This is a genomic window from Streptomyces stoeckheimensis (assembly GCF_045822005.1).
GTDB classification, from domain to species: domain Bacteria; phylum Actinomycetota; class Actinomycetes; order Streptomycetales; family Streptomycetaceae; genus Streptomyces; species Streptomyces stoeckheimensis.
The window spans coordinates 1,558,815-1,575,951 of sequence record NZ_CP169550.1 but is presented as its reverse complement, the minus strand read 5'-3'; the positions used below and the strand labels follow the sequence as shown (position 1 = coordinate 1,575,951).

The 17,137-nt window shown below is 71.2% G+C and carries 15 protein-coding genes, 1 pseudogene and 1 riboswitch; of the genes and pseudogenes, 12 read left to right on the top strand and 4 right to left on the bottom strand.

The window, feature by feature from the left end:
* Positions 1–77: 77 nt before the first annotated feature.
* From hpnE to ACE1OC_RS07455, 6 genes and pseudogenes are all read left to right on the top strand, one after another.
* A complete protein-coding gene (gene hpnE, locus ACE1OC_RS07480) occupies positions 78–1,451 on the top strand; it encodes a hydroxysqualene dehydroxylase HpnE (RefSeq protein ID WP_407836323.1) in 1,374 nt (457 codons plus the stop codon).
* Between the two features lie 101 nt (positions 1,452–1,552).
* Positions 1,553–2,647, top strand: coding sequence for a polyprenyl synthetase family protein (locus ACE1OC_RS07475; RefSeq protein WP_388497705.1), 1,095 nt, complete (start codon positions 1,553–1,555; stop codon positions 2,645–2,647).
* A gap of 120 nt (positions 2,648–2,767) precedes the next feature.
* Complete coding sequence (gene shc / locus ACE1OC_RS07470; RefSeq protein WP_407836322.1) at positions 2,768–4,822, top strand: squalene--hopene cyclase; 2,055 nt, start codon at positions 2,768–2,770, stop codon at positions 4,820–4,822.
* Positions 4,822–5,505 carry a 1-hydroxy-2-methyl-2-butenyl 4-diphosphate reductase gene (locus ACE1OC_RS07465; protein ID WP_407836321.1) on the top strand — a complete coding sequence of 228 codons (684 nt, stop codon included), beginning with the start codon at positions 4,822–4,824 and terminating at the stop codon, positions 5,503–5,505. The genes shc and ACE1OC_RS07465 overlap by 1 nt, the downstream gene beginning before the upstream one ends.
* A gap of 5 nt (positions 5,506–5,510) precedes the next feature.
* A complete protein-coding gene (gene hpnH / locus ACE1OC_RS07460) occupies positions 5,511–6,545 on the top strand; it encodes an adenosyl-hopene transferase HpnH (protein ID WP_250740866.1) in 1,035 nt (344 codons plus the stop codon).
* Positions 6,542–7,923: pseudogene (locus ACE1OC_RS07455) on the top strand (aspartate aminotransferase family protein). Before hpnH ends, ACE1OC_RS07455 begins: the two are co-directional and overlap by 4 nt.
* A 39-nt stretch (positions 7,924–7,962) precedes the next feature.
* Here ACE1OC_RS07455 and ACE1OC_RS07450 read toward each other — a convergent pair.
* Positions 7,963–8,784, bottom strand: a complete 822-nt coding sequence (locus ACE1OC_RS07450) for a tyrosine-protein phosphatase (protein ID WP_407836320.1) — start codon at positions 8,782–8,784, stop codon at positions 7,963–7,965.
* Between the two features lie 323 nt (positions 8,785–9,107).
* Positions 9,108–9,303, top strand: a riboswitch (cyclic di-AMP (ydaO/yuaA leader).
* A gap of 4 nt (positions 9,304–9,307) precedes the next feature.
* On the opposite strand from ACE1OC_RS07450, the gene ACE1OC_RS07445 reads away from it, so the two are divergent.
* The 4 genes from ACE1OC_RS07445 to ACE1OC_RS07430 all read left to right on the top strand — a co-directional run bounded on the left by ACE1OC_RS07445 (position 9,308) and on the right by ACE1OC_RS07430 (position 13,712).
* Positions 9,308–10,291 carry a M23 family metallopeptidase gene (locus ACE1OC_RS07445; protein ID WP_407836319.1) on the top strand — a complete coding sequence of 328 codons (984 nt, stop codon included), beginning with the start codon at positions 9,308–9,310 and terminating at the stop codon, positions 10,289–10,291.
* A 66-nt stretch (positions 10,292–10,357) separates the two neighbouring features.
* Positions 10,358–11,506 carry a winged helix DNA-binding domain-containing protein gene (locus tag ACE1OC_RS07440; protein WP_407836318.1) on the top strand — a complete coding sequence of 383 codons (1,149 nt, stop codon included), beginning with the start codon at positions 10,358–10,360 and terminating at the stop codon, positions 11,504–11,506.
* A 418-nt stretch (positions 11,507–11,924) separates the two neighbouring features.
* Positions 11,925–12,956, top strand: a complete 1,032-nt coding sequence (locus tag ACE1OC_RS07435) for a hypothetical protein (RefSeq protein WP_407836317.1) — start codon at positions 11,925–11,927, stop codon at positions 12,954–12,956.
* Positions 12,957–13,712 carry an SDR family oxidoreductase gene (locus tag ACE1OC_RS07430; protein ID WP_407836316.1) on the top strand — a complete coding sequence of 252 codons (756 nt, stop codon included), beginning with the start codon at positions 12,957–12,959 and terminating at the stop codon, positions 13,710–13,712.
* Positions 13,713–13,750: 38 nt separating this feature from the next.
* On the opposite strand, the gene ACE1OC_RS07425 is transcribed toward ACE1OC_RS07430, so the two are convergent.
* Positions 13,751–14,407, bottom strand: a complete 657-nt coding sequence (locus tag ACE1OC_RS07425; RefSeq protein WP_407836315.1) for a hypothetical protein — start codon at positions 14,405–14,407, stop codon at positions 13,751–13,753.
* Between the two features lie 309 nt (positions 14,408–14,716).
* On the opposite strand from ACE1OC_RS07425, the gene ACE1OC_RS07420 reads away from it, so the two are divergent.
* Together ACE1OC_RS07420 and ACE1OC_RS07415 are read left to right on the top strand one after the other, a co-directional pair.
* Positions 14,717–15,232, top strand: coding sequence for a hypothetical protein (locus ACE1OC_RS07420; protein ID WP_407836314.1), 516 nt, complete (start codon positions 14,717–14,719; stop codon positions 15,230–15,232).
* Positions 15,233–15,491: 259 nt separating this feature from the next.
* Positions 15,492–15,761 (top strand): hypothetical protein, encoded by a 270-nt coding sequence (locus ACE1OC_RS07415; RefSeq protein ID WP_407836313.1) that lies wholly within the window; start codon positions 15,492–15,494, stop codon positions 15,759–15,761.
* Here ACE1OC_RS07415 and ACE1OC_RS07410 read toward each other — a convergent pair.
* Together ACE1OC_RS07410 and ACE1OC_RS07405 are read right to left on the bottom strand one after the other, a co-directional pair.
* Positions 15,733–16,065 carry a PRC-barrel domain containing protein gene (locus tag ACE1OC_RS07410; RefSeq protein WP_407836312.1) on the bottom strand — a complete coding sequence of 111 codons (333 nt, stop codon included), beginning with the start codon at positions 16,063–16,065 and terminating at the stop codon, positions 15,733–15,735. The two genes, ACE1OC_RS07415 and ACE1OC_RS07410, sit on opposite strands and share 29 nt — an antisense overlap.
* 7 nt (positions 16,066–16,072) lie before the next feature.
* Positions 16,073–16,411 (bottom strand): MerR family transcriptional regulator, encoded by a 339-nt coding sequence (locus ACE1OC_RS07405; RefSeq protein WP_250740871.1) that lies wholly within the window; start codon positions 16,409–16,411, stop codon positions 16,073–16,075.
* Between the last annotated feature and the right edge of the window lie 726 nt (positions 16,412–17,137).

Below are 17,137 nucleotides of genomic sequence, written 5' to 3'. Positions count from 1 at the left end.
CGAGCGGTGCCGGCGGGGCGGACGGGAGCAACCCCGCGGCGCCCGGCGGCGTCTGTGGGAGCGACGGAGGAGGACGCATGAGCGCGCAGCACGCCGTGGTCGTCGGTGGCGGGCTCGCCGGCGTCACCACTGCGCTGGAACTCGCCGACGCGGGCCTGCAGGTGACCCTGCTGGAGGGCCGGCCCCGCCTCGGCGGCCTGGCGTTCTCCTTCAAGCGCGGGGAACTGACCGTGGACAACGGCCAGCACGTCTACCTGCGCTGCTGCACCGCCTACCGGTGGTTCCTCGACCGCATCGACGGCGCGGACCTGGCGCCCCTGCAGGACCGGCTCGACGTACCCGTCCTGGACGTCGCCCACCCCGGCGGCCCCCGGCTCGGACGGCTGCGCCGCAGCGCCCTGCCCGTACCGCTGCACCTGGCCGGCTCCCTCGCCCGCTACCCGCACCTCTCGCTCGCGGAGCGGGCCTCCGTCGGGCGCGCCGCCCTCGCCCTGCGCCGCCTCGACCCCGCCGACCCGGCGCTCGACGGCGTGGACTTCGCGACCTGGCTCGGCCGGTACGGCCAGTCCCCGCGCACCATCGAAGCGCTGTGGGACCTCGTCGGCATCGCCACCCTCAACGCCACCGCCGGGCAGTCCTCGCTGGGCCTGGCCGCCATGGTCTTCAAGACCGGCCTGCTCTCCGAGAACGGCGCCGCCGACATCGGCTGGGCCCGGGTACCGCTCGGCGACCTGCACGACACCCTCGCCCGCAAGGCATTGGACGCCGCCGGGGTGAGCACCGAACTGCGCACCCGGGTCACCGACATCTCCCGTACCGCGGAGGACGGTTGGCGGGTGGCCACCGAGGGCGGCTCGTTCGACGCCGGCACCGTCGTCCTCGCCGTCCCGCAGCGCGAGGCGCACGGACTGCTGCCCGCCGGGGCGCTCGAGGACCCCGACAAGCTGCTCGACATCGGGACCGCGCCGATCCTCAACGTGCACGTCGTGTACGACCGAAAGGTCCTCAAGGCACCGTTCTTCGCGGCCCTGGGCTCCCCGGTCCAGTGGGTCTTCGACCGCACCGACTCCTCCGGACTCCCCGACGGCGGCCAGTACCTGGCGCTGTCCCAGTCCGTCGCCCACGAGGACATCGACGAGCCCGTCTCGGTCCTGCGCGCGAAGTACCTGCCCGAGCTGGAACGGCTGCTGCCCGCCGCGCGCGGAGCCAAGGTGCGCGACTTCTTCGTCACCCGGGAGCGCACCGCGACCTTCGCCCCGACCCCCGGTGTCGGACGGCTGCGTCCCGGGACCCGGACCGACACGCCGGGGCTTTACCTCGCCGGTGCGTGGACCGCGACGGGTTGGCCCGCGACCATGGAGAGCGCCGTCCGCAGCGGACTGACCGCGGCCCATGCCGCGCTGGTCCCGCTGGGCCGCCACCGCGAACACCCCTTGCAGGAGGCGGTATGACCACCACCGGCACCGTCAGCGCCATCGGTACCCCTGGTACCGGCACGACCGGCACCGCAGCACCACGCACCGCAGTACGTACAGGAACCAGAGGAGAGCCAGTGAACCCGGGGAATCCGGCCGTCGAGAACACGGACGCCAGTGCGGGCCCGGCCGGCGGGGAGAAGGCGGACACGCTCGCCCTCCTCGAACGAGGCCGTACGCTCTCGACGCCCGTGCTCCGCGCCGCCGTGGACCGGCTCGCCGCGCCCATGGACACCGTCGCCGCCTACCACTTCGGCTGGATCGACGCCCACGGCAACCCGGCGGACGGCGACGGCGGCAAAGCCGTCCGTCCGGCCCTCGCCCTGCTCTCGGCGGAGGCCGCCGGCGCCGCCGCCGAGGTCGGCATCCCCGGCGCCGTCGCGGTCGAACTCGTCCACAACTTCTCGCTGCTGCACGACGACCTGATGGACGGCGACGAGCAGCGCCGCCACCGCGACACGGTCTGGAAGGTCCACGGACCCGCCCTCGCGATCCTGGTCGGCGACGCCCTGTTCGCCCTGGCCAACGAGGTGCTGCTGGAGCTCGGCACGGTCGAGGCCGGCCGCGCGGCACGCCGCCTGACCACCGCGAGCCGCAAGCTCATCGACGGCCAGGCCCAGGACATCTCCTACGAGCACCGCGAGAGCGTCACCGTCGAAGAGTGCCTGGAGATGGAGGGCAACAAGACCGGCGCCCTGCTCGCCTGCGCGGTCTCCATCGGCGCCGTGCTCGGCGGCGCGGACGACCGTACGGCCGACAAGCTGGAGGAGTACGGCTACCACCTCGGCCTCGCCTTCCAGGCCGTCGACGACCTCCTCGGCATCTGGGGCGACCCGGAGTCCACCGGCAAGCAGACCTGGAGCGACCTGCGCCAGCGCAAGAAGTCGCTGCCCGTCGTCGCCGCCCTCGCCGCCGGCGGACCGGCCAGCGAGGAACTCACCGAGCTGCTCGCCGCCGACGCCAAGAGCAACGACTTCGAGAACTTCTCGGAGGAGGAGTTCGCGGCCCGCGCCGCGCTCATCGAGGCCGCCGGCGGCCGCCGGTGGACCGCCGACGAGGCGCGCCGCCAGTACGAGATCGCCATCAAGGCCCTCGACGACGTGGACATGGACCAGCGCGTGCGCGACCAGCTCGTGGCGCTCGCCGACTTCGTCGTCGTGCGCAAGAGGTGATCGCCACCCGTACGCGCATATGAATCGCAAGTCGCCGGACGGTACCGCCTGCCGGTAGTACCGTCCGACGGCGAACCCCAGGACAGCAGAGCAGAGGACACTGCACGCAAAGGGGAAGCCATGACTGCGACGACCAACGGCGGCGCCCATGCCTGCGGCGCCGACCCGAACGAACCCGGCCCCGGGCCCTTCGCCGGGCCACCGGGCCCGGTCCCGGACCCCGGCCCCGAAGGGCTGCGCGGGGTCCGCGAGACCATCGAGCGGGCCGTCCGCGACCTGCTCGACCGGCAGGACGAGGCCGGCTGGTGGAAGGGCGACCTGGAGACCAACGTCACCATGGACGCCGAGGACCTGCTGCTGCGCCAGTTCCTGGGCATCAGGGACGAGGACACCACCCGGTCCGCGGCCCTGTTCATCCGCGGCGAGCAGCAGGAGGACGGGACCTGGGCCACGTTCCACGGCGGCCCCTCCGACCTGTCCGCCACCATCGAGGCCTACGTGGCCCTGCGCCTCGCCGGAGACGACCCGGGCGCCCCGCACATGGCCCGCGCCTCGGCGTGGATCCGGGCCCACGGCGGAGTCGCGGGAGCGCGCGTCTTCACCCGCATCTGGCTGGCGCTGTTCGGCTGGTGGAGCTGGGACCACCTGCCCGAACTCCCGCCCGAACTGCTCTTCCTGCCACCCTGGGTGCCGCTGAACATCTATGACTTCGGCTGCTGGGCCCGGCAGACGATCGTGCCCCTCACCGTGGTCTCCGCCCTGCGCCCCGTCCGCCCGGCCCCCTTCGCCCTGGACGAGCTGCACACCGACGCGCGGACCCCGTACCCGGACAAGAAGCTGGCGCCGATCGCCAGTTGGGACGGCGCGTTCCAGCGGATGGACAAGGCCCTGCACGTCTACCGCCGGTTCGCCCCGCGCCGGCTGCGCGCGGCGGCCATGGCGAGCGCCGGCCGCTGGATCGTGGAACGCCAGGAGAACGACGGCTGCTGGGGCGGCATCCAGCCGCCCGCCGTGTACTCCGTCATCGCCCTGCACCTGCTCGGATACGACCTCGGGCACCCGGTGATGCGGGCCGGACTGGAGTCCCTCGACCGGTTCACGGTGTGGCGGGCGGACGGCGCCCGCATGATCGAGGCCTGCCAGTCCCCGGTGTGGGACACCTGCCTGGCGGCCATCGCGCTGGCCGACGCGGGCCTGCGCCCCGACCACCCCGCCCTGGTCAAGGCCGCCGACTGGATGCTCGGCGAGGAGATCGTCCGCAGCGGGGACTGGGCCGTGCGCCGGCCCGGACTGGCCCCGGGCGGCTGGGCGTTCGAGTTCCACAACGACAACTACCCCGACATCGACGACACCGCCGAGGTCGTCCTCGCCCTGCGCCGCGTCAAGCACCCCGACCCGGCACGGGTGGAAGGCGCCATCGCCCGGGGCGTGTCCTGGAACCTCGGCATGCAGTCGAAGAACGGTGCCTGGGGCGCCTTCGACGCCGACAACACCAGCCCCTACCCCAACAGGCTGCCCTTCTGTGACTTCGGCGAGGTCATCGACCCGCCCTCGGCCGACGTCACCGCGCACGTCGTCGAAATGCTCGCGGTCGAGGGCCGGGCGGGCGATGCGCGCACCCGGCGCGGCATCGCCTGGCTCCTCGCCGAACAGGACCCGAACGGCGGCTGGTTCGGCCGCTGGGGCACCAACTACGTCTACGGCACCGGCTCGGTGGTCCCGGCGCTGACCGCCGCGGGCTTCGCCCCCTCGCACCCCGCGATCCGGCGGGCCGTGGACTGGCTGGAATCCGTACAGAACGAGGACGGGGGATGGGGTGAGGACCAGCGCTCCTACCGGGACCCGTCCTGGGCGGGGAGGGGTGCCTCGACCGCCTCGCAGACGGCGTGGGCGCTGATGGCCCTGCTGTCGGCGGGGGAGCGCGACGCGCCGTCCGTGCGGCGGGGGATCGGCTACCTCGTCTCCACCCAGCGCCCCGACGGCACCTGGGACGAGCCGTACTTCACCGGTACCGGATTCCCCTGGGACTTCTCCATCAACTACCACCTGTACCGCCAGGTCTTCCCGCTCACCGCCCTCGGCCGCTACCTCTACGGAGAACCGTTCGGCCCCGGCGGGCGGTACGCGGATCCGGCCGCCCTCCCGCACACCGCCCCGCTGCCCGGGGAGGCCTGATGACCGGCGGCCCCGCCGCGGCCGCCCCGCAGCCGCTGCTGATCGCCTGCGCCCTGCGCATCGAGCGGACCGCCCTGCGCAGCACCTCGTACCGCGGCGGCCGCGAGCGGGGCGCGCCCGAGCGGTACGAGGTCCTGCGCACCGGCATGGGCCCGCGCGCGGCCGAACGCGCCGTCGGCCGGAAGCTGGCCGAGCCGGAGCTGCACGGCGCCGCCGTGCTCGCCACCGGATTCTGCGCCGGGCTGCTGCCCGGCATGAGCCCCGGCGACCTGGTCGTCGCCGAGGAGACCCGGGACCCGCGCGGCACGGTCGCCTGCGCCGGTACCGCCCTGCTCGCCGAGGCGCTGGCCCGGGCCGTACCCGGCCGGACCGTACACCTCGGTGCACTGACCGGATCCGACCACGTCGTCCGGGGCCAGGAGCGCGCCCAGCTGCGCGCCGGCGGCGCCATCGGGGTCGACATGGAATCGGCCGCCACCCTCTGGGCCGCGACCCGGGGCGGGAGCGCCCCGGGGGGCTCGGACCGTCCGGTTGCGGCCGTCCGGGTGATCGTGGACGCTCCGGAGCATGAGCTCGTCCGCATCGGCACCGTTCGCGGGGGAATATCGGCCTTTCGCGTACTGCGTGCCGTACTGCCCGCGTTTTATGAATGGCACCGTTCTTTGCTGCTCCCCAGGAGGTGAGCCAGATGGCCATGCCACTGCGACAGACCATCAGGGTCGGGACGTACCTGCTCGAACAGAAGCTCCGCAAGCGTGAGAAGTTCCCGCTGATCGTCGAGCTGGAACCGCTCTACGCCTGCAACCTGGCCTGCGAGGGGTGCGGGAAGATCCAGCACCCGGCCGGGGTGCTCAAGCAGCGCATGCCCGTGGCCCAGGCGGTGGGCGCCGTGCTGGAATCGGGCGCGCCCATGGTGTCCATCGCGGGCGGCGAGCCCTTGATGCACCCGCAGATCGACGAGATCGTGCGCCAATTGGTGGCCAAGCGGAAGTATGTATTCCTCTGCACCAACGCCATGCTGCTCCGCAAGAAGATCGAGAAGTTCACGCCCTCCCCGTACTTCGCCTTCGCCGTCCACATCGACGGACTGCGCGAGCGCCACGACGAGTCGGTGGCGAAGGAAGGGGTCTTCGACGAGGCGGTCGCGGCCATCAAGGAGGCGAAGCGCCGCGGATTCCGGGTGACGACCAACTCCACGTTCTTCAACACCGACACCCCGCAGACCATCATCGAGGTCCTCAACTACCTCAATGACGATCTCCAGGTGGACGAGATGATGATCTCGCCGGCCTACGCCTACGAAAAGGCCCCCGACCAGGAGCACTTCCTCGGCGTCGAACAGACCCGCGAACTCTTCAAGAAGGCTTTCGCCGGAGGCAACCGGCGGCGCTGGCGGCTCAACCACTCCCCGCTCTTCCTGGACTTCCTGGAAGGCAAAGCCGATTTCCCCTGCACCGCCTGGGCCATTCCGAATTACTCGCTCTTCGGATGGCAGCGCCCCTGCTACCTGATGAGCGACGGGTACGTGCCCACGTACCGGGAACTGATCGAGGAGACCGACTGGAGCAAGTACGGCCGCGGGAAGGACCCGCGCTGCGCGAACTGCATGGCGCACTGCGGGTACGAGCCCACGGCCGTCCTGGCCACCATGGGTTCGCTGAAGGAGTCGCTGCGGGCGGTCCGCGAGACCGTGGGGGGCGGGAACCGGGACAAGTCGGCATGACCGGCTTCGATCTCGGCGCCCTGCTGGCCGAGCGGGGTGGCGAGCGGTACGAACTGCACGCCCGCCACCTCAACCACCAGCTGCCGCGGATGCTGCACACCATCGGGTTCGACAAGGTCTACGTGCGGGCCGAGGGAGCCCACTTCTGGGATGCCGAGGGCAACGACTACCTCGACATGCTGGCCGGCTTCGGGGTGATGGGCCTGGGCCGCCACCACCCGGTGGTCAGGCAGGCCCTGCACGACGTGCTGGACGCCCAGCTCGCCGACCTCACCCGCTTCGACTGCCAGCCGCTGCCCGGGCTGCTGGCCGAGAAGCTGCTCTCCCACAGTCCGCACCTGGACCGGGTCTTCTTCGGCAACAGCGGCACCGAGGCGGTGGAGACCGCCCTGAAGTTCGCCCGGTACGCCACCGGGCGGCCCAGGATCCTCTACTGCCACCACGCCTTCCACGGGCTCACGACGGGCTCGCTGTCGGTCAACGGCGAGGCCGGCTTCCGCGACGGCTTCGCGCCGCTGCTGCCGGACACCGGGATCGCGCTCGGGGACCTGGCCGCGCTGGAGCGGGAGCTGAAGAAGGGGGACGTCGCGGCCCTCGTCGTGGAGCCGATCCAGGGCAAGGGGGTGCTCGCCGCCCCGCCCGGATTCCTGCTCGCCGCGCAGGAGGCGCTGCACCGGCGGGGAGCGCTGCTGATCGCGGACGAGGTGCAGACCGGCCTCGGACGGACCGGCGACTTCTACGCCTACCAGCACGAGGCCGGGGTCGAACCGGACCTCGTCTGCGTGGCCAAGGCCCTCTCCGGCGGCTACGTGCCCGTCGGCGCGACCCTGGGCAAGGACTGATCTTCAAGAAGGTCTACTCCTCCATGGACCGGGTGCTCGTCCACTCCGCCAGCTTCGGCTCCAACGCGCAGGCGATGGCGGCCGGGCTCGCCGTCCTGTCCGTCATGGAGGACGAGCAGGTGGTGGCGGGCGCCCGTGCGATGGGCGACCTGCTGCGCGGCCGGCTCGCCGCGCTCGTGGACGCGTACGAACTGCTCCACGAGGTACGGGGACGCGGGCTGATGATCGGCATCGAGTTCGGCCGGCCGTCCTCGCTGGGGCTGCGGAGCCGCTGGAGCATGCTGCAGGCGGCGCGCAAGGGACTGTTCGCGCAGATGGTCGTGGTGCCACTGCTGCAGAAGCACCGGATCCTCACGCAGGTCTCCGGCGACCACCTGGAAGTGATCAAGCTGATCCCGCCGCTGATCGTGGACGAGGCGGACGTCGACCGGTTCGTCGGCGCCTTCCGCGCGGTCATGGACGAGGCCCACGGCGGCGGCGCGCTGATGTGGGACTTCGGCCGGACGCTCGTGAGGCAGGCCGTCGCCAACCGCTGAACCGGCGGCTCGGCGGGCGACGGCCCACCTCGTGGGGCGTCAGTCCAGCAGCCGGTCGCGGAGCCTGTCGAGGGTCTCGGGCGAGAGCCCGAGGCCCTCGGCGAGGTAACGCTCCACGCCGCCCCACTCCTCGTCGATGGCGTCGAAGGCCGTGGTCAGGTACGGGGCGCGGGCGTCGAAGAGCGGGGCGAGCAGCTCCATCACCTCGGGGGCGCGGGCCTCGGGCGCATCGCTGCCCCGGCGGACCCGGTAGCGGTTGTGCGGGGCGTTCGACTCCAGGTAGTCCGCGACGATCGCCTCCCGCTCGACGCCCAGCGCGAGCAGGGTGACGGCGATCGACAGGCCGGCCCGGTCCTTCCCGGCGGCGCAGTGCATGAGGGCCGGGACGCTGTCCTCGGCGAGCGCGTGCACCACCCGGCTGTGCTCGGCGGTACGGGTCCGGATCATCGTCCGGTACGAACGGGACATCCGCGCGGCGGCCTTGCCCTCGCCCAGGAGCTCGCGCAGCTGCGCCAGCCCCCCGCCCCGGACCATCTTCCAGAACTCGCTGCCGTCGGCCGGATCCGACAGCGGAATGTTGACGTTGCGCACCCCCGGCAGCTCCACGTCCGGACCCTCCAGCGCGTGGTCGGCGCCGTTGCGGAAGTCGAAGACGGTGTGCAGTCCGAGCGACCCGAGGAACTCCGCGTCGCTTTCGGTGGCATGCGCGAGATGTCCGCTTCGAAACAGTCGTCCCGACTTGACCCGTCGACCGTCCGTGGTCGGCAACCCGCCCACGTCGCGGAAGTTGCGCACTCCGATCAACGTCGGCTCCTGCGGTGCCGGATCGGCGTGGGGGCTCTGGGGTATCGGCTGGGTCACCGGGCTCCTCCGTGTCGTCGTCTCGTCGTCGTTGACGGTGTCCGAATTACGCTACTTGTGGGCAACTTGCCATAGCGAGAGGCGAGATCGGACACGCCCCCGTGAGGCAGATCATACGGTGACGGTGAGTGGCTGATCGCGAATGGCGAATTGCCTTGCTGGGGCGGTTGTTGAAGGTGCGGAATGGACGGAGGGTGACCGGAATTCCGGCGGCCCGTCATCTTCAAGATTCCGTTGGGGAATTCATGACTTGTTCCGTGCGGCCGTACTCGATTACGTTCGCGATCGATCCGGACGGACCGCCTAATCCTGCCACCGACCGGAAACCGCACCCGACTATTCACGCGCGTGGCAGGAGCGGGGGAACCAGGTAAGCCGCTGTTCCGGATCTCCGGTCGAGATCTTTACAACGGGACAGCTCGGGGTGAAGCCGTACATGTGCTGTTCACCGGCACGAGGGCGGCCGGACATCTCCAGTCCGAACCCGACAGCTCACCTCGCAGGCGTCGGAGAGGAATTCGACATGTCCGGAACGGGTAAGCACCGCCGTCCCAAGTCCCGCTCGATATCCCGCGGGTTCGCCGCCGCGGGCACCGGTGGCGCGGCCCTCGCGCTTCCGCTGCTCGGCGCCACCGGCGCCCACGCCGCGGGTGCCCCGGCCGCGGCGCCCGCCGCCGCTCAGGTCCAGGCCCCGCAGGTGGTGGCCGCGCAGGTGCCGGCAGCGCTCCAGGCCGCGCCGGCCGCCGCACAGGGCGCCCCGACCGTCTACACCGTGGTGCCGGGCGACTACCTCTCCAAGATCGCCGAGCGCCAGCACCTCACGGGTGGCTGGGAGCAGCTCTACGCGGACAACCGCGAGGCCGTCGGCACCGACCCCTCGCTGATCCACCCGGGCCTCAAGCTCACGCTCGGCGCGAAGGGCGCGGCTCCGGCCGCGGCGGCCGAAACGCCGAAGCCGGCCAAGAAGTCCGTTTCCTCCCCTTCCTCTAATTCCTCCGGTTCTTCCACTTCTGGCGATTCGTCGGATTCCTCCGATGAGGCCGCCGCGCCCGCGGCGCCCGCCCCCAAGGCGCCCGCCAAGCGGCAGACCGGCTCCACCTCGACCGGCTTCGTCGCCCCGGTCGGCGGCGGCACCTCCACCGCGTACAAGACCGCCGGCTCCATGTGGTCCAGCGGCTACCACACCGGGGTCGACTTCGCCGCGAGCAGCGGCACCACCGTCAAGGCGGTCGGCGCCGGCACCGTGGTCTCCGCCGGGTGGAGCGGGTCGTACGGCAACGAGGTCGTCATCCGGCACGCCGACGGCAAGTACAGCCAGTACGCGCACCTCTCCCAGCTGTCCGTCTCGTCCGGCCAGAGCGTCACCGGCGGCCAGACCATCGGCCTCTCCGGCTCCACGGGCAACTCGACCGGCCCGCACCTGCACTTCGAGATCCGCACGGGGCCCTCGTACGGCTCGGACATCGACCCGCTGGCCTACCTCCGGTCGAAGGGCGTCAGCATCTGAATCCGAGGCGCTGTCGGAGGTGCCGGTTAGGCTGCGCGTTCCGACAGGGGACGGGACGGTCGTGGCATGAAGGTCAGCGCAAGGGAGCTCAACCGCTCCACCCTCGCACGGCAGTTGCTGCTGCGGCGCGAGGCGATGGGGGTCGGCGACGCGGTCCGCCGGGTGGTCGCCCTGCAGGCGCAGCACGCCGCTTCGCCCTACCTCGCGCTGTGGAACCGGCTCGCCGGTTTCGACCCGGCCGACCTCGACGCCGCCTTCACGGGGCGCGAGGTCGTCAAGTCGACGCTGATGCGGCTGACCCTGCACGCCGTGCACGCGGAGGACTACCCGCCCTTCCGGGAGGCCGTGCAGCCGTCCGTACGGGCCGCCCGGCTCGGGACCCGCTTCACGGACTCGGGGCTGACGGCTGAGGACGCCGACGTCCTCGTGCCGGAGCTGCTGGACTTCGCCGACCGGCCCCGTACGACGGCCGAGTGCGAGGCCTGGCTCGGACGGCGGCTGGGGGCGGCGCCGCAGCCCGGAGCGTGGTGGGGACTGCGGCAGTACGCGCCGCTGCTGCACGCGCCCACCGCCGCGCCGTGGTCGTTCGGGGAGCGCCCGTCGTACGTCGCGCCCCCGAGCCGGCCGCGCACGGTACCGGCGGCCCCGGAGGCGTCCGAGGAGTCCCTGAAGGCGCTGGTCCTACGCTATCTGGAGGGGTTCGGGCCGGCGTCGGTGGCGGACGTCGCGCAGTTCTCCCTGGTCCAGCGGGCCAGGATCCGCCAGGCACTGCGCGCTCTGGACCTCTCCGGAAGCCTCGACCGGCTGACGGGCCCGGACGGCGAGGAGCTGTTCGACGTCCCGGGCGCACCGCGCCCGGCGGAGGACACGCCCGCGCCGCCCCGGCTGATGGCCATGTGGGACAGCGTGCTGCTGGCCTACGCCGACCGGAGCCGCGTCGTCCCGCCGGAGTACCGCAAGCTCGTCGCACGGATGAACGGCGACACCCTGGCGACCCTGCTGGTCGACGGCCGGGTCGCCGGGGTGTGGCGCCCGGCCGGCGCCGGGATCGAGGCGACCGCCTTCCACCCCCTGCCGGAGGAGGTCTGGGAGGACCTCGCCGGCGAGGCCCGGGCGCTGACGGCCTTCCTGGCCGACCGCGAACCGGAGGTCTACCGCCGGTACGGCCACTGGTGGACCAAACTGCCGAGCGCCGAGACCCGGCTGCTCGTCTGAGCCGTGGGGCCGGGACCGGAGGGGGGTCCCGGCCCCCGACGGTACGCCGCTCGCACTCCTGTGGACGAGGCGCAACGTCATCCAGTCTCCGCGGCGGGACCGGGCTGGTCCGCAGCAGGTCCGGATCTTGGTCCGTCCCGGGGCGCGTTGCTTTGCAGCCGTCGTGGGCGCTGAGCGCCTGGGCCAGGACCGCTGGTTGGATCCGGCCACTTCCCGGATCCGGGCGTTACCTGCTGCCTGACCTGTGAACATTCATCACGGACACATCAAGTCGAGCCGGTGCTCCTCGTATGCTGCGCACCGGCGCGCTGCCATTACACGGTGGAGGATTCATGACCCGTACGGCGCCGTCACACCCAGCCCTCCCCGCACTCAGGGATCTCTGCCCCGTAGGGGGATCTCAGAAGGCGACTGAGCAGTGACCGGACTCCGCGTGCTCCAGATACCCGAGACCTGCGGCTGGAACGACTACGTGGCACTTCAGGAGAGCCACCTCGCGGCCCAAGGGGCCGAGGTGCTGCGCCCGGGTCTGTGTCGCGACGAACCGGGGTTCGCCCCGGGAGACTTCTCCCACCTGGTCGGTTCGGTGCCGGACATCGTGCACCTGCACTGGCCCGAAATGCTCGCCAGGTTGCTCGGCGACGCCGAGGCGATCGCCCTCCTGCGGGAGTTAGCCGCCCGGGGTGCGCGTCTGGTCCAGACGGTGCACGACCTCGCCCCTCACGAAGAGGGGACGCACGGCAACGTGTCCTTCATCGACGAGGTCGACTCGCTTACGCACGGCGCCCACTTCTTCACCAAAGAGCACGAGTTGGCCGCACGCCAGGTCCGCAGCCGACTGCCCGGCCCGGCACTGCACCTGCCCCACCCCCGATACCCCCAACTCGGGCCCGGCCGAGGGGGATCCCTGTACGGCGCGACGATCGGCTGCTTCGGCCGACTGCGCCCCTACAAGCGGACCGCCGCTTTCGCGCAGGCGTTCGTCCGACACGCCGTCGGCGAACAGCGGCTGCTGATCGCGGGCTATCCGGACGATCCGGCCACCCACCACACCCTGACCGAGATCGCGGCCGCCCACGACCGGGTCCGCTACCTTCCGGGCTTTCACCCCGGGCCGGAGTTTGGGCGGCTGCTGGAGCAGGTGGACTGGGTGGCGCTGCCCTACCAGCGGGTGTGGTCCAGCGGCGTGTTGGTGGCCGCGGCGCAACAAGGCCGCCGCATCCTGTCACCGCCGCCGGTGGGAGCGGACGCCTACGGGCCGGCGGTCGACGATTGGCAGATCGTTGAGCCGTGGGACGACGATGTGGCCGTGCTGCGCTGGCAGGAGGCCCTGACCGTTCCGGCGGAAGGACAATGGAGGGTGGGAGGGCCGGGAGCGCCGGCCCTGCCGCAGTGGGACGAGGCGGCGGACGCCCTGGGGGAGTTCTACCAGCGGATCCTGGAGGCCTAGGTGGTCCACCGCATCGTCGTAGGAGCGGCCGGCTTCATCGGCCGCCCGCTCGCCGCACACCTCGCCGCCCAGCAGGGACGCCTTCTTCTCATCGACTCCGAACCGGCCGATCCCACCACCGGCACGGTGCCGGGATGGCACGCCGTCGACTGCCGCACGGAACGCTTCACGCACCTGGTCGACGAGTTCCTCGACGGAGCCGAACGCGTGGAGCTCTTCCACGCCGCCGGACGGGTACCCCACCTCGCCAGGATCGCCACCAACGACATGGACGCCTTCCGCGCGGCGATCGAGGACAACCTGGTGACCACCTACGCGGTCCTGCGTACGGTCGCGGAAGCCGCAGCAGCCCACCGTGTCCCGGGCGCCATGCTCGTCCTCGGCTCGGTCGGCGGCACCAGGGCACACCGCTACAAGGCCGGCTACGACGCGGCCAAAGCCGCCGCAGAGAGCCTCACCCGCAGCTTCGCCCTGGAGTACGGCCCGCTCCACATCTCGACGAGGGCTATCGCGATCGGCCCCATCGACGACTCCTCGACCACCTCTGCCGACGGGGTACACCTCGACGCCCTCGTCCGGGACGTCCCGCTACAGCGCTACGCGGACCTTGCCGAGGTGGTTCACGCCGTCGCAGTGCTGGCGACACCGGTCTTCGACTTCGCCAACGGCGCGACCTACCTCTTCGACGGGGGTCTCACCCAGCAACTGCGCTCCCAGGCCATCGAACGACCCCCTGAGGACCTGGGAGTCCGCTGAGTGACAGGGGGAGTCAGCGCCTCACGCGGCGGTCCTGTTCATGCCTGGTCAGCGGGCGAGTACTCCGATGCGAACAGGGCCTCGCGGCCGGCCGGGGTGAGGAGCGGCCGCGCTTGGCGGATGCCGGCGACGCGCATGCCGGCGATCCGGTCGTGGTCGGCACGTAGGCATAGGAAGATCACATGGTCGGGTGGGTGGGGGTGGAAGCCGTTCTCGGTGTGGAAGGACAGGGGCACCGATCCGGCGTAGCCGTGGAAGGTCTCCTGCCCGGGGACGGGCACGACGTCCTGCACGAGGGCGCCGGATTTCTCCGCCAGGTAGGCGAGGGGCTCGCCGAGCCCACAGGCCACCATGGCGAGCACCGCCGCCGGGATGGTGGCCTGGCGCTGGACCGAGCCGGGTACGGTCGATGTCGCGGGCAGGCCCGCCTGATCGACGGGCAGACCGCCGATCACCAAGGTCCCGTGCGGGCCGGAATGCCGTCGGAACCGGCGCACTTCGCGGCGCAGCAGCAGCGGAAGGTCCTCCCAGGCGTCCCGGGCACGTGACACCCACTCGGGGCCGTCGACCCGGTCGTCCCCGCGGGTGCACAGGGTGCGGGCCAGTCGCTCGCACGCGCCGGCATCGGCCGGATCCAGCTCCCGATCCGCGGCGACGACGCTGCTCCGGGTGGTGTCGGGCGTGGTCTCGGGCATCAGGTTCTCCTGCCGAGGCGTTGACTGCGGACGCGCGGACTCACGAGTGGCGCAGGCCGGCCACGGCGTCGGCGACGCATCGGCCAGCCGCGTCAGCGCGCTCCACGTCGACGGATGGGCACGTGTGGCCATCCGGCCAATTTGTTGGCATGCTCCTGACATTTCAAGGTCCTTGTGACACGTTCCGTGCGTGCCCTGATCCGGGCGCGCAGCCCTCCCCGGTCATCCCCCGCGGATTCCGCCCCCGCCGACCGGGCGCACGCCGGCGTGGCCCACCCAGGCCTCGCTTTACCCCACAAGGACGTGGCAATGAGGAGCGACATGATGAAGTTCTCGACATGGTCGGGTGTCACCGCCCTGGCCGCCGCGCTGGTCGTCGGCGGATCGACGGCGGCGTTGGCCCTGGGCCCCACGGCGGACCAGCGAGTGGACGGCGTCATCGTGGTCTCGGGCAATACCTGCAGCTGGACCAACGCCCGTACGAGCGCCAACCCGCCGAGCGCCCTGACCGTCGACCGCACCAGCATCAACCCGCCCGGGGGCAACTTGACCTGCAGCGGGGGCATCACCGCCACCCTCAACAACAACCCCGCCTTCACCTTCGACGACGCCAACGGCACCGCGAAGACGGACGCCATCGACATCTCCGGCAAGCAGAGCTTCGTGTCCTGTCGCTTCAAGGCCACGAACATTGCGTGGAAGCGCGACGGATCGACCCGCAAGTACCTCAACCAGGCCTTTACAGCGACCAAGGTGTCGGGGAGCTTCCTGTGCCCCGGCTCCGTGACCACCGGCGCAGGCGAGGCCTCGATGCTGTTCCACTGATCCGCGCGCGCCGCAGCCCCGCACCGGGCTGCGGCGCACCCCGCACGCCGGCCCGGACCCGCCGAAAGGCGGCACCACAGCGACAGGTGGCGGACGCATGTCCACCCGTTCGACTGGCATCCGCCCACGTCCGGACGCACGCCGCTTGGTCGGGCCGTTCCTCGGTGAAGCTCGTGGGCGCCTGGCAGCCGCCGCCCCGAGACGAAAGGCCGGCAACTCCATGTTCGAAGACGTCTCAGTCGGGTGGTGACCGCTCATCGTGGTCGACGATGTCCCCGACGCAGTGGGCTTCCACATGGACGACAACGGACAGCCGTTCTCCCTGATCGAGTTCGGCGACAGCTGGTCGCTGACGGCGAGCCACGAAATGCTGGAGATGTGCGCCGACCCGTTCGGGAACCGTGTGGTGTCCGGCAAGTCTCCTCACCCGGACCAGGGCATGGCCGAGTTCCTCGTCGAGGTCTCGGATCCCTCGGATGCGGCCGAGTTCGGATACACCGTCAACGGCCCGTTTCGCTGTCGGTGGTGAACCGGGGCGCGGCCTTGATCTCTTCCTGCGTGGCCGAGACCCTTACCGCCTGCGCTTCGGTATCGATGCGGGTGAGGGCGCCGGCCGGGATCAGGACGCTCTTGCCGAACACCCACACGCCGGTATCGACCACCAGGTGCTGCATGCCGGACTGGTCCTCCTCGGCGACCGGACGTGGTGGCTCGGTGCACCGCCGGTTCGCATCTGCCCGACCGCATGCCCCCGTGCTTGCCGCGCAACCGAGTCCGCAGGGCGCTCCGGGCGTGCGCGCTACGTGGCACTCTGCGCCGATGCCGACGCGCACGATCACCTCAGGCCGAGGCCGGTGGAGTGGGGGACTCGCTGGCGCGGCGGTATTCGGCGTTGATGCGTTGGGCTTCCTCGAGTTGGTCTTCGAGGATGATGATGCGGCAGGCGGCGTCGATCGGGGTGCCTTGGTCGACGAGCTCGCGGGCGCGGGCGGCGATGCGCAGCTGGTAGCGGGAGTAGCGCCGGTGTCCGCCGTCCGAGCGGAGCGGGGTGATGAGGCGGGCCTCGCCCAGGGCGCGGAGGAAACCTTGGGTGGTGCCGACCATCGCTGCGGCCCGGCCCATGGTGTAGGCGGGGTAGTCGTCGTCGTCGAGACGGCCGAACGAGTCACCTGCTGTCATTGAACCTCTTTCTGGAACGCGTGGAGGGGCCCTGGTGCCTATGGCACCAGGGCCCCGAAGGAACTACTACACCATCTGCCGGCCCTCGTACTGCGCCGGCCTTCTGTGTCCGCAGACCCGACTCATGCGTGATCGGGGTGCGGGGATCGCGGTTGCTTGACCGGAGACCACCTCACTATCGATGTCCTGCGGTACCCGGGCTTCAACCTGCCGGCCCGGGCGATCCTGATGGCGCTAAGCTCCTCCGTCTCTTCCCTCGGTGATCAACTACTTGCCGAACGGTACTGCGTAATGCTGGTGATGCTTACTGCTGTACTGCCAACTGCTTGTACTGCTCGTGGCCTGACCTGGCGCCACGTTTCGGCAGCCAGCCCCGTCGCCCATCGTGCGTCTGCTCTGGCTTGGAACCCCACTGCCGAACTTCCCGGTGCGCGCGTCCGCAGTCGACGCCTTCACCGAGGTGCTGCTCACTGACTTCACTGCTGGGTACTGCTCGTGGTGGCCCCTGATCACTGCGGGCCACCCGGTCCGGTCGTCAGCCCCGTCGCCGTCCTGCACCAGCCCTGGCTTCGGAACTCCACCACCGCACCGTCCTGCGCACTGCACCTACGGGTACTGCCTGTACTGCTGCCCGGCAGTTCGTCTCTGCCCGGCCCTGCGGTCTCTCTGTGTTACGAGAGAAACCATAACCACGCCACCGCCCAATGTCTAGTCTGGCCGGGATAG

What these genes read in the sequence shown, in the direction of transcription:
- hpnE (WP_407836323.1), top strand. Translation starts at nt 78, where the DNA reads ATGAGCGCGCAGCACGCCGTGGTCGTCGGTGGCGGGCTCGCCGGCGTC.
- shc (WP_407836322.1), top strand. Translation starts at nt 2,768, where the DNA reads ATGACTGCGACGACCAACGGCGGCGCCCATGCCTGCGGCGCCGACCCG.
- ACE1OC_RS07465 (WP_407836321.1), top strand. Translation starts at nt 4,822, where the DNA reads ATGACCGGCGGCCCCGCCGCGGCCGCCCCGCAGCCGCTGCTGATCGCC.
- hpnH (WP_250740866.1), top strand. Translation starts at nt 5,511, where the DNA reads ATGGCCATGCCACTGCGACAGACCATCAGGGTCGGGACGTACCTGCTC.
- ACE1OC_RS07445 (WP_407836319.1), top strand. Translation starts at nt 9,308, where the DNA reads ATGTCCGGAACGGGTAAGCACCGCCGTCCCAAGTCCCGCTCGATATCC.
- ACE1OC_RS07440 (WP_407836318.1), top strand. Translation starts at nt 10,358, where the DNA reads ATGAAGGTCAGCGCAAGGGAGCTCAACCGCTCCACCCTCGCACGGCAG.
- ACE1OC_RS07425 (WP_407836315.1), bottom strand. Translation starts at nt 14,407, where the DNA reads ATGCCCGAGACCACGCCCGACACCACCCGGAGCAGCGTCGTCGCCGCG.
- ACE1OC_RS07420 (WP_407836314.1), top strand. Translation starts at nt 14,717, where the DNA reads ATGAGGAGCGACATGATGAAGTTCTCGACATGGTCGGGTGTCACCGCC.
- ACE1OC_RS07405 (WP_250740871.1), bottom strand. Translation starts at nt 16,411, where the DNA reads ATGACAGCAGGTGACTCGTTCGGCCGTCTCGACGACGACGACTACCCC.